Below are 11789 nucleotides of genomic sequence, written 5' to 3'. Positions count from 1 at the left end.
CGAATCATACCTAACGGTTAAACCAGACTGCTATACGGTCATATAAGACCAAGGTATCTATTCGGAGTGGCTGGGCTGCCTAATCTTTCTATTAATCATTCAGTGATTAAGTGGAGAGAGAGGCTTACCCAGCCATTCTATTCCTCGCCAGACAAGTAGCATAATCAATCTGCCCACGCAACATATAATAAACAATGGTAGCAATCTTTCGCGCCAAAGCTACTTTTGCGATACCCTTGCCTTTCCTTTTTAATATCCGCTGATAATAAAATAATAATTTCCGGTCAATATCACGCGCCCGCAAGGCTGCAGTAGCCACTTTCAAATAAGTGCGAAATACCCTGGGATTTAAAAACATTTATCCGCAGGCTAAAGCCTGCGCCTACCATTTTATTGGTTACCACTCGAGGACTTTAGGTTGGCATTTTTTATTTATGCAAGGCGAAAGCCTTGCCCTACGAGAGGACATCAATCAAAACCTTCTCCGACACTGAAATTATTGGTTCCCCTTACCAACTTTGCTCATAGATTTTATTGTCACTAAATAAAATATTTTATAAAAATGTGGAGAAGATTCAGAAAATCGACCTGTTGACAAGAAGTAAAAATTGAATATAATCCTTACCTGGAATGGCAGAAACATTCCAGGGAGGTTTTATTAAGAATGAGCGAGCATTCAGATGGTGAACTTACTAAATTACTTGAAGAAAGTTATGTAACCCATCAAGAAGGTGATATCGTCAAGGCGACGATCGTCAAGCGCACCAAAAATGGGGTGCTGGTGAATCTCGGCTTAAAAGCCGAAGGTTTTCTTCCGTTTGAAGAGTTTTCTAATCCGGATGACGCAGTTGAAGGTAAAGAGATATATGTCTTTCTTGAGGCCTTTGAAAATCGGGAAGGATTTCCGGTCATCTCCAAGAAGAAGGCGGATTTCCAGTTAGCCTGGGATAAGATAAAACGGATCTACGAAAATGGTGAAATAGCCGAAGCGACCATCCGGAAGCGCATCAAGGGTGGTTTTACTGTAGACCTTTTGGGAGTCGATGCATTCCTACCCAGTTCCCAGATTGACTTCAAAGTCCAGAGCAATCCAGATGCCCTTATCGGTGAGAAGATTGGAGTAAAGATCGTCAAAATCAACCTTTTAAGGAAAAATATCGTCGTTTCCCGGAAACTGGCGATTGAGGCAGAACAGGAAGAGATTAGAAAGCGGATATTCAGCCAGATAAAAGTGGGTGATGTGATCGAAGGAACGGTGCGCAATATCACCGATTACGGAGCATTCATTGATATCGGTGGGATAGATGCCCTCTTACATATCAGTGATATCTCCTGGAATAAGCTCACCCATCCTGGTGAAGTGTTGAAGCTCAATGAGCGGATAAAGGTCAAGATTCTTTCTCTGGACAAAACCACCGGACGGATTTCAGTTGGGCTGAAACAACTTTTACCTCATCCCTGGGAGGCGATTGAAAAGAAGTATCAACCCGGAACCAAGGTCAAAGGTAAGGTCGTCAACATTGTTGAATACGGTGTTTTCATTGAACTGGAAAAGGATATCCAGGGTTTTGTCCATATCTCGGATATGACCTGGTCTAAAGAAATAAAAGACCCCAATGCCCTGGTGAAAATTGGTGACATAGTGGAAGCCGTTGTCCTTTCCGTAGACCGAGACGAAAGGAAGATTTATCTTGGGATGAAGCAGACCCAACCCGATCCCTGGTCGGTGGTAGAGGAAAAGTATCAGGTCGGACAGAAAGTCACGGTGCGGATAACAAACCTACGGGACTTTGGTGCCTTTGTCACGCTCCCGGATGGTCTTGAAGGTTTGATACATGTCAATGACTTTTTCTGGGATAAGAAAGTGAAAAAGGCATCGGATTATTTCAAAAAAGGGCAGAAGGTTGAAGCGGTAATCCGTTCTATTGACCGCAAAAACAGAAAAATTTCTTTAAGCATCAAACACCTCCAGGAAGACCCATTCATTAAACTGATGGAAAAGTATCCTGAGAATTCGGAGATCACGGGCAAGGTTAGTGATATCTTACCCAAAGGTCTCCGTGTCATGCTGGAAGGCAATTTTGAAGAGTTTATCCCCGCCAAATACCTGGAACGGAAAGGTAAGAATTTAAAAGACCTCTATAAGATAGATGAAGAACTGGAACTGGTGGTGCGCAAGTATAATACCAAATTGCGAAGAATCATCCTTGCCGAAAAAGGAACGGGTCGACCTGGTCTACGCAAGAAAGAGAAAGAAGAGATCAAACCGGTTGCAGACAAAATCACCATTGGTGATATCATTGGGGACAAGACCAAAGAAATCATTAAGAAAGAAAAAGAGTAATTCCCTCCCCGAAGAATTTGGCGCTGCTTTATAATGTCGGATGCAAACTGAATCAATACGAAGGATATTGTCTCGCCCGGTGCTTTCCGGATGATACTATAATCGTCAACACATGCTGTGTTACACATGAGGCGGAAGTAAAATCCCTTAAAAAACTCCGCCGGGCAAAGAGGTCATTTCCGGAAAAGAATTTGATAATCACCGGCTGTTTGGTACACCTGAGGCCGGAATTATTCACCGGTTACACAACTATTGACAATGAACAGCGGAATAGTTTGATCAACGGTGTATTCCCGGAGGTGGAAAAAGCACGTTATTTTTTAAAGATTGAAGATGGTTGCAATCAGACCTGCACTTTTTGTGTGGTCGCCCGCATCCGAAAGAGATTATGGAGCAAGCCGATAGAAGAAATCAGAAAGGAGATAGAATGGGCAAGGCATTTAGGTTTTAATGAAATCGTGCTTGTGGGTGCCAATATTGGACTCTATGGGTTGGAGGCCGGTGGTTCATTAGTCGATCTATTTAAGGAATTAGCCAAAATTCCCAACCTTCCGCGCATCCGATTGTCCTCCCTTGAACCAAATTTTGTTAATTCAGAACTCATCGCCGCAATGAAGGACTTGCCTTTCTGTCGTCATTTTCATATCCCCATCCAGAGTGGTGATGACCGAATCCTTGCTTTGATGGGTCGTAGCTACCAGGTTCGGCATTTGAAGAACATCTTTGAACTGATTGTTAAAAACTTCACGGATGTAGCGATTGGAGCTGATATCATTGTAGGTTTTCCCCAGGAGACAGAAGAGGCATTCAATAATACTTTCCGGCTGATAGCGGATGTGCCCTTCACACATCTCCACATCTTCACCTATTCACCCCGTTCAATTACTCCGGCTTATAATTTAGGCGACCCAATAAGCCCTGAAGAAAAAAAGCGGCGTTTCTGGGTATTGAAAGAGTTGATATCTGAAAAGAACTATCGTTTCCGTCAGCAACTCCTCAACAAAACGCTGGAAGCGATCATTGAAAAAAAGGGAGAGACCTTGAAAGGACTCACCGATAACTACATCCAGGTGACAATACCGGATAACCTGCCCCAGCGGGTGTTGAAGAAAATCAAAATCTGTGAAGTCACCAGGAATGAAACCCGAGGAATCCTCATCTCCGATGCATAAGTTCTACATAAAAACCTTTGGGTGTCAGATGAATAAGAATGATTCCGATCTGGTCCAGGAAATCCTTGTTGAAAATGGTTATCTACCCACCGAAAATATTGGTGAAGCCGAAATAATTTTAATCAATACCTGTTCGGTGCGGAAACATGCGGAAGAACGCGCCTTCGGCTACATCGCCACCCTGAAGAAGTGGCGCCAGAACAAAGGTCTACTCTTAGGGGTGGTAGGTTGCATGGCACAACGCCTTGCCGGCGAGATAATCGCAAAATATCCCTTTGTGGACCTCATCCTCGGACCCGACTCTTACCGCCGGATTCCAGATTATTTAAAGACAATCCTTCAGGAAAAGACCAAGATTATTGATACCGAGTTGGGTTTAGAGTTGTATACCGATATCTGCCGGCGATCAAAAAGAATTGCTGACTTTGTCTCCATCACCCGGGGTTGTAATAACTTCTGTTCTTATTGTATTGTTCCCTTCGTGCGGGGTCCATTGCGTTCGCGGCCCGTGGCAGATATTTTAAAGGAAGTGAACGAACTCGTGGCTGCAGGTGTAAAAGACATAACCCTTTTAGGTCAGAATGTGAATGAATATCATTATCAGGGCACAAATTTCCCAAAACTTTTAAAACTCATTGCCCAAAAGAGCGGCGTCTTCCGGTTAAGATTTTTGACCTCCCATCCCAAAGATTTTGATATTGAATTGATTCAGGTCGTAAAAGAAAACAAAAATATCTGTGAGTGGTTTCACCTTCCTCTCCAGTCTGGTAATAATCGTATCCTCCAGTTGATGAACCGGAAGTATACAAAAGAAGATTACCTTTGTAAGATTGAAAAAATCCGCAAGGAAATACAAGATGCGACCATCACCACCGATATCATCGTGGGATTTCCTACCGAGACCGAGGAGGAGTTTCAAGAAACGCTGGAATTGGTCAAAAAGATTGAATTCGACGATGCTTATATGTACCGCTATTCCTACCGTCCGGGTACCAAAGCTGGTGAATATCCATCCCTGCCTGAAGCGGTGATTAAAGAACGTTTGAAGATACTAATCGATATGCAAAATGAGATAATCAAGAAAAAGACCGCCCGGATGATTGGTAAGATCTATGAAGTCTTATTTGAAGAAAGGGCCCAAGAAGGCACGCGGGGGAAGACACGAGGCAATAAGGATGTGATTGTGGAAGGCGAAATCGCCCCTGGAGCAGTCCATCGGGTATTGATTACCAAGATAAAGGGGCGAACACCAATCGGCGAAATAATCGATTAGCGAATAACCTCAGATATTTTTCCCAGAAGTTTTGAATTTCAATTGACTTTTCAAGGTTTTAGAATATACTATTCCATGGTCGACTTAAAATTATTGCGTGAAAACCCGGATTTGCTCCGTCAGGCAATTTTAAACCGGGGTTTGGAATTTGACCTTGATGAATTGCTGGAATTAGATAAAAAACGGCGGAGTATCATCACCGAAATTGATAATTTGAGGAAAGAGAGAAATAGATTATCCGAAGAGGTGGGACGCCTGAAAAGAGAAAAAAAAGATGCGACGGCATTGATGGAAAAGGCAAGGGCGATTGGTGATGAGATAAAAAATCTTGAAGAAGAGTTGCGGAGTGTGGAGAATAACTTCAATAAACTGATGGCTTTGCTACCCAATATTCCCCATCCCTCGGTACCGGTGGGAAAAACCAGCACCGATAATAAATTCATCCGGGGTTTGAAAGAACCTCCACAGTATGATTTCAGACCTCTGCCCCACTGGGAAATCTGTGAAGCCCTTGATATCCTGGATATCAAACGGGCACCCAAACTTGCCGGTTCAAGATTTATACTTTATAAAGGTTTGGGTGCAAAATTGGAGCGGGCATTGATAAATTTCTTTCTTGACCTCCACACAAAAAAACATGGGTATATCGAAATCTTCCCGCCCATTTTAAATAATCCAGAGTGTTTTTTTGGCACTGGACAGTTGCCCCGTCTGGAGAGCGAGATGTATAAATGTCAAAACGACGATTTCTTTCTCATCCCCACCGCCGAAGTCCCCCTCACCAACATCCATAGGGAAGAGATAATCCCGGAGAAAAAATTGCCGATTTGCTATGTCGCCTATACCCCCTGTTTCCGGCGTGAGGCCGGTTCTTACGGTAAAGAAGTCCGGGGCATAACCCGTGTCCACCAATTTAATAAAGTGGAACTGGTAAAATATACGACACCTGAGACCGGATATGAGGAGTTTGAAAAACTTTTAACTGATGCCGAAGAAGTGGTAAAACTCCTCGGTCTGCCCTACCGGATCATGCTTTTGTGCACCGGTGATATGACCTTTGCCTCTGCCAAAACTTATGATATTGAGGTCTATGCACCAGGGATGGGAGAATGGCTTGAAGTCTCTTCGGTGAGCTGTTATGAACAATACCAGGCACGCCGGGCAATGATTCGTTACCGGAAAGCGACCGGGGGTGTTGACTATGTCTATACAATAAATGGTTCAGGACTCGCCACCCCCCGGACCTTCATTGGGATTGTAGAAAATTATCAAACACCTGAAGGTCGGATAAAAATCCCTGAGATATTAAGACCTTATATGGACGGTCTCGAGTATATTGAGTAGCCGGATTATTTAGCAAACCTCTTTTTTAAATAATCCAACACCCTCTTCATATCCTCGGGCAACGGAACAGTAAAGCGTAATAGTTCGTTTGTCCGGGGATGGTGCAAGGTTATCTCCGAGGCATGTAATGCCTGCCGGTCGATCAATTTGAGTATCGCCTGAAAGTCCGAAAGATATGCCGAGTTTTTAATTACCCCCGGATTTCTTCCCCCATAATCTTTATCGCCAATCACCGGACAGCCGATATAGTTTAAATGGACCCGGATTTGATGGGTGCGACCGGTGATCAGCCAGACCTTTAAATAACTCGCCAGGGGAAATTTCTCCAGAACCTGATATTTAGTCGTTGCCATTTTGCTGGAGAGGGGTGTTACGGTCATCTTTGTCCGGATCACCGCACTCCGACCAATCGGCGCTTCGATCAATCCCTCGTGCATTCCTGGAAAGTTCCAGCATAAGACATCATATCTTTTCTGGATTTCGCGCCGGGCAAGTGCCTTACCCAATTTGCTCAATGCCTCGTCAGTCTTGGCAAAGACGATAAGACCGGTGGTATCTTTATCCAGGCGGTGTAGAACCCCGGGTCTGATTTCATCAGTCAATGTGGGCAATCTCCCACAATGATACAAAAGGGCATTGACCATCGTGTGTTCAAAATGTCCCCGTGCAGGATGCACAACGATTCCTTTGGGTTTGTTCACCACGATGATATCATCATCTTCATAGACAATATCCAAAGGGATGTTCTCGGGTTTTATCTCCGGTCCAGTCTGGAGTTCAAAAACGGCATAAATCTCATCCCCTTCTTTTACCCGGTATGAACATTTCACCGGTTTATTATTCACCAGCACCTTCTTCTGCTTGATCAGTTTCTGGATGAGGCTCCGGGAAAGTCCGATGCCCGAAATGTAAAGATACTGATCAAGTCTTGTCCCCCATTGTTTTTCCGATACCTTTCTTTTGAATTCCTGTTTGATGGTGGGCATCGCTTCAGGCTGAGATAATCTGCTTCTCTAATTCTATTATCTGTCTTATTCCATTTTTTGCCACTTCCAGTAACCGATCCAGTTCTGGTTTGGTGATCGGAATTTTCTCAGCTGTAGCACCAATTTCAATGATTTTTTCCCGTCCCGTCATCACCAAATTCATATCCACCTCGGCATTGGAGTCCTCATCATAACACAGATCAAGGAGTATCTCCCCCTGAACAATGCCGGCGCTGATGGCACCGACAAAATCCAGTATCGGAAATTGGTTAAATTCTTTATTTAACCACATCTTCTTCACCGCACTGTATAATGCAAGAAATGCTCCATTCACGGCTGCGGTCCTGGTGCCGCCATCAGCCTGGAGGACATCACAATCAATGATGAAGGTGCGCTCACCGACCATTGTCAGGTCAAAAACAGGACGCAATGCCCGGCCGATGAAGCGCCGGATTTCCTGGGTGCGCCCGGTGAGTTTGCCCGTATTCGCCTCGCGCTGGGTTCTCTCTTTCGTGGATGCCGGTAGAAGAGAGTACTCTGCGGTCAGCCAGCCCTGACCCTTGCCTACTAAAAATGGCGGTACCCGATTTTCCACTGTCACCGCACATAAGACCACGGTCTTACCTAACCGGAAAAGACAGGAACCCGCAGGATATTCAAGGTAATCCATCTCAATCTCAATCTTTCTCAGTTCATCATTCTTCCGACCATCAGATCTCATACGCCTCCTTTCGCTTAAACACTTAATGAAGCACGGAAATAATTCCTCAATGGCTCACCCAAAAATCGCTCAGCAATCTCTTTAAAATTCATCGAAAAATCGGTCAGATAGATAGCAATACTTCCTCTGCCCTGGGGATTGAGCAGGTTTCTTTCCGTGAGGGATTCGGCAAGTTCCCTGCTCAACTCCTGGGAGGCATCAACATAATTTATCGGACCGAGGATTTTCTTTATTGTTTTTATCAACAGCGGATAGTGGGTGCAGCCGAGCAGGAGTGTATCAATATTATCCATCTTCAGCGGTTCTAAATATTCCCGAGCAATCAACTCGGTGGCAGGGTGCTCAATAAAGCCTTCCTCCACCAGTGGGACAAACAAAGGGCAGGCTCGAGCGATGATTTCTACTTCAGATGAAAATTCTTGAAATGCCTTTTCATACGCACCACTGTGTATCGTAAGAGTGGTCCCAATCACACCGATTCTTTTATTCCTGGTTAACTGAAGTGCCTTTTTCACCCCGGGTTTGATCACCCCCAGCACCGGTATTGAAACTTCTCTCTGTAGAATTTCAAGGGCGACCGAAGTAGAAGAATAGCAGGCGATGACGATGTATTTCACACCCCGCTCCAGAAGGAATCGGGTATTTTCTCGGGAAAACTGGATTATGGATTCGGTGGATTTGGTCCCATAGGGAAGACGTGCAGTATCACCGAGATAGATGATATCCTCCCGGGGCAAAGCCTGGCGGATTTCTTTGACGACCGTGAGCCCGCCAATCCCGGAATCGAATACTCCAATCGGCGCTTTATTCAATGGTTTAACCTCCTTTCATAATGGGCTATAAAATCCCTTAATCCAGAGAATATCGCGTAGGCAATCTTTTCTTTGAATGCTATCTCGCGGAGAAGTTTTTCTTCCTCAGGATTAGAAATAAAAGCACATTCCACCAAAACCGCGGGCATGAAGGTCCCGCGTAACACATAAAAACCGGCCTGACTCACACCCCGGGCGGGGATATGGAGCAATCTTTCAGCACTGGTCTGGATGGCTTCGGCAAGATTATTAGATTCTTCCAAGAAAAGGCTCTGGGCAAGGTCGTAGAGGATGAAATTTATGTCACCCGAGGGTTTCATCTCTTCATCAAACTGCAAGGCAGCGTTTTCCATCGCCGCCACGGCCCGTTCTTCATTTGTGCGCGCCTCGGAGAGGAAATAGGTTTCAAAACCCCGTGCCTGTCGGCTGCGGGGTGAGGCATTACAATGGATGCTGATGAAGATATCCGCAGCGTTGCGATTGGCAAAATTGGTCCTGGATTTTAAAGAGAGATACTGGTCTTTATCTCGGGTCATCAAGACACGAATCTTTAAAGAATCTTCAATAAACTTTTTTAGAATCCTTGAGATATCCAGATTCGCATCTTTCTCATAAATGCCATTCTTGCCCACCGCACCGGGATCAATTCCACCATGCCCTGGGTCCAAAACAATTAATTCTACCTTCTTGGATAGTTTCTTATAAAATACTATCTCATTCTCCCTTTCCAGACAGGCATTGATATCGGAAAGGACCAATTCAATCCGTGTATAAGTCTGATAAGTCTGCACATTTATCGCCTTTACTGCCCCTTTCGGTTTTAATTTGGTTTTTTCTTTATACTGTCCATCCAATTCCACAATCGCCTGCTGGGGAGTAAATTGAACATCAAATTCTACCGGCGCGGACCAGAAAAATTTTAAAACAGTCGAATCGCCCCGGAGGCTAAGGTCGATCTTATCAATAATGGAAATCTCTTCAATCTTTTTAATGAAGATGAGTTTCTCCAGCCGGGATCCGAGGATATCGGTAATGAGCAAAGCCGGTAAATAGATATCCTCCTCCACAATCCGGGGTGGAAAAGGAATGCAGACATATTCGGTATCATACTTGATGATATCGATATCCGAACGCAGGGTGATTTTGTGCTCGGGGGTAGAAAGAATACACCGCAGGTGGGTCTTATCAAAAACATAATTTATCTCACACAGCTCGGCGATTGGTTTTAAAGGAAGATAGTCATGTTCATCAAGCATCTCGCTTTGCACTATCAAGGCATTATTCTCATAAACAATCTGGTATTTCTGGATAAGTCCGCAAAGAAAAAAGAAAAAAAGACTCATCGGTTCATGCTCTTGATTCTCTTTAAATCCCTTTTTGCCTCCTCCTGCAGAATCTTCTCTTTTTTATCAAATAGGCGCTTGCGCCGGCAGACGCCGATCGTCACCTTGGCATATCCCCGGTCATTGAAATAGATTTTTAAGGGAATCAATAGATTTCCCTTCTGGGTGACGATACCATAAAGCTTTTTAATCTCCTCTTTTCTTAAGAGCAATTTTCTCTTACGCCTGGGGTCAGGAGGAGTGATGGTGCTGAAGCGATAGGGAGTGATATGGAGGTTGTGGATAAAAACCTCGCCATTTTTAACTTCGGCATAGGCATCGCTCAAAGAAACCTCGCCCTGGCGTAATGATTTAACCTCACTTCCTTTGAGCACCATACCGGCTTCATAGGTATCGATGATCTCGTAAAGATGGTGCGCTTTGCGATTCGTGGCTACAACCTTCATCAAGGTATTATAGCAAACAAACCTGCAAAAGTCAAGAAATCCAAGGACCGAGTTTTCTCCACTTTAGATACTAAAGAAGCCTATGGCAAAATTTGTAAAAATAACCAATAACCTCAATGTGGGGCAAACCTATCCCGTATTCATTATTCTGGCAGACGCAGGCTTTAGCTCTGAATATCTCAAGATTTGCCTATCCACTTAATTTGTTGACTTTGTTTGGAAACTGGTTATAATCCATCATGAAAAAAAGGATTGGGGTTTTGACCAGCGGCGGTGATGCACCAGGTATGAATGCCGCAATAAGGGCGATTGTCCGCACCGCCCTTTTTAAAGGCTACGAAGTTTTTGGGATAAAACACGGGTATAAGGGACTGATCAACAATGATATCATAAAATTAAACCACCATTCGGTCGCCAATATCATCCAGCGTGGGGGCACCATTTTAGGGACTGCCCGGTGCGATGAGTTTGAAACCGAAAAAGGGATGAAGAAAGCGAAAAAGGTTATTGATCAAAACAAATTGGATTGTGTGATAGTGATCGGTGGTGATGGAACGATGCGGGGAGCAAAGATATTCTCTGAAAAGTTCGGGGCGAATCTCATCGGGTTGCCGGGAACGATTGATAATGATCTTTATGGAACAGATTTTACCATTGGCTTTGATACAGCGGTGAATAGTGCTCTTGAGGCGGTTGACCGGATAAGGGATACGGCTTCATCTTTGGAAAGGGTATTTTTTATTGAGGTGATGGGCAGGTATGCAGGGTTTATCAGTCTGGCAGTTGGGCTGGCAGGGGGTGCTGAGGATGTAATCATCCCTGAGACCCCCACTGATATCGAAGAGATTGCCCGCACCATCCAGAATAATATCAAAAAGGGGAAAAAATCAAATATCATAATCGTTGCCGAGGGTGATGAAGCCGGGAATGCCTTGACGATTGCCAAAAAAGTGAAGAAATTGACCGGTGAAGATTATCGGGTTGCGGTGTTGGGTTATATCCAGCGCGGGGGCACACCCACGGCGAATGATCGAATCCTTGCCTCCAGATTGGGCTATCATGCGGTAGAAGCAGTAGAGAATGAAAAATTTGGAGTTATGATCGGTGAAATAAACCATGAGATAGTATACACACCATTTGAACAGACTTATTCAATAAAGAAGCCAGTTGAAGATTATCTTTACAAAATGATAAAAATCTTATCTGGCTGATACTGCTCAAATACCATCCCCATTTTATCAATAAGCCTTATTGAATTCAGATAAAACACCTAACAGAATACGGTGAAGATTTAGTGAATATTGATTGACAATCATCATCTGAACAAATATAATCTGTTGATAGTACT

Annotated in this window: 11 protein-coding genes; 5 read left to right on the top strand and 6 right to left on the bottom strand. The window is 44.2% G+C overall.

The window, feature by feature from the left end; genetic code table 11:
- Positions 1–124: 124 nt before the first annotated feature.
- A complete protein-coding gene (locus ABIL39_07890) occupies positions 125–358 on the bottom strand; it encodes a hypothetical protein (protein ID MEO0166042.1) in 234 nt (77 codons plus the stop codon).
- A gap of 306 nt (positions 359–664) precedes the next feature.
- On the opposite strand from ABIL39_07890, the gene ABIL39_07885 reads away from it, so the two are divergent.
- The 4 genes from ABIL39_07885 (at position 665) to serS (ending at position 6133) form a co-directional block, all read left to right on the top strand.
- A complete protein-coding gene (locus tag ABIL39_07885) occupies positions 665–2344 on the top strand; it encodes a 30S ribosomal protein S1 (protein MEO0166041.1) in 1680 nt (559 codons plus the stop codon).
- Positions 2345–2361: 17 nt separating this feature from the next.
- A complete protein-coding gene (locus ABIL39_07880; GenBank protein MEO0166040.1) occupies positions 2362–3516 on the top strand; it encodes a MiaB/RimO family radical SAM methylthiotransferase in 1155 nt (384 codons plus the stop codon).
- Positions 3482–4789: a tRNA (N6-isopentenyl adenosine(37)-C2)-methylthiotransferase MiaB gene (gene miaB / locus ABIL39_07875; GenBank protein MEO0166039.1), complete on the top strand. Its 1308-nt coding sequence runs from the start codon at positions 3482–3484 to the stop codon at positions 4787–4789. Before ABIL39_07880 ends, miaB begins: the two co-directional genes overlap by 35 nt.
- Before the next feature lie 75 nt (positions 4790–4864).
- Positions 4865–6133: a serine--tRNA ligase gene (gene serS, locus ABIL39_07870; protein ID MEO0166038.1), complete on the top strand. Its 1269-nt coding sequence runs from the start codon at positions 4865–4867 to the stop codon at positions 6131–6133.
- A 5-nt stretch (positions 6134–6138) separates the two neighbouring features.
- Here serS and ABIL39_07865 read toward each other — a convergent pair whose 3' ends face one another.
- The 5 genes from ABIL39_07865 to smpB are packed head-to-tail and all read right to left on the bottom strand — an operon-like array spanning position 6139 to position 10444.
- Positions 6139–7119, bottom strand: a complete 981-nt coding sequence (locus ABIL39_07865) for an RluA family pseudouridine synthase (protein ID MEO0166037.1) — start codon at positions 7117–7119, stop codon at positions 6139–6141.
- Positions 7120–7123: 4 nt separating this feature from the next.
- Positions 7124–7840, bottom strand: a complete 717-nt coding sequence (gene rph / locus ABIL39_07860; GenBank protein ID MEO0166036.1) for a ribonuclease PH — start codon at positions 7838–7840, stop codon at positions 7124–7126.
- 14 nt (positions 7841–7854) lie between these two features.
- Entirely contained in the window at positions 7855–8652 is a 798-nt protein-coding gene (gene murI, locus ABIL39_07855; protein MEO0166035.1) for a glutamate racemase, read from the bottom strand.
- A complete protein-coding gene (locus tag ABIL39_07850; protein ID MEO0166034.1) occupies positions 8649–9995 on the bottom strand; it encodes an N-acetylmuramoyl-L-alanine amidase in 1347 nt (448 codons plus the stop codon). The genes murI and ABIL39_07850 overlap by 4 nt, the downstream gene beginning before the upstream one ends.
- Complete coding sequence (smpB, locus tag ABIL39_07845) at positions 9992–10444, bottom strand: SsrA-binding protein SmpB (GenBank protein MEO0166033.1); 453 nt, start codon at positions 10442–10444, stop codon at positions 9992–9994. The genes ABIL39_07850 and smpB overlap by 4 nt, the downstream gene beginning before the upstream one ends.
- 236 nt (positions 10445–10680) lie before the next feature.
- Here smpB and pfkA point away from each other — a divergent pair, with 236 nt between their 5' ends.
- Entirely contained in the window at positions 10681–11652 is a 972-nt protein-coding gene (gene pfkA, locus ABIL39_07840; protein ID MEO0166032.1) for a 6-phosphofructokinase, read from the top strand.
- Positions 11653–11789 lie beyond the last annotated feature (137 nt).

Source organism: candidate division WOR-3 bacterium, from assembly GCA_039802205.1.
Taxonomy (GTDB): Bacteria; Hydrothermota; Tepidihabitantia; order SM23-42; family JAOAFX01; genus JAOAFX01.
The sequence above is the reverse complement of the archived record's forward strand: the minus strand, read 5'-3'. Positions and strand labels throughout refer to the sequence as shown.

Bases quoted from the DNA above. Each gene is read 5' to 3' on its own strand.
- ABIL39_07890 (MEO0166042.1), bottom strand. From the start codon at position 358: ATGTTTTTAAATCCCAGGGTATTTCGCACTTATTTGAAAGTGGCTACT.
- serS (MEO0166038.1), top strand. From the start codon at position 4,865: ATGGTCGACTTAAAATTATTGCGTGAAAACCCGGATTTGCTCCGTCAG.
- ABIL39_07850 (MEO0166034.1), bottom strand. From the start codon at position 9,995: ATGAGTCTTTTTTTCTTTTTTCTTTGCGGACTTATCCAGAAATACCAG.
- ABIL39_07865 (MEO0166037.1), bottom strand. From the start codon at position 7,119: ATGCCCACCATCAAACAGGAATTCAAAAGAAAGGTATCGGAAAAACAA.
- pfkA (MEO0166032.1), top strand. From the start codon at position 10,681: ATGAAAAAAAGGATTGGGGTTTTGACCAGCGGCGGTGATGCACCAGGT.
- rph (MEO0166036.1), bottom strand. From the start codon at position 7,840: ATGAGATCTGATGGTCGGAAGAATGATGAACTGAGAAAGATTGAGATT.
- ABIL39_07885 (MEO0166041.1), top strand. From the start codon at position 665: ATGAGCGAGCATTCAGATGGTGAACTTACTAAATTACTTGAAGAAAGT.
- miaB (MEO0166039.1), top strand. From the start codon at position 3,482: ATGAAACCCGAGGAATCCTCATCTCCGATGCATAAGTTCTACATAAAA.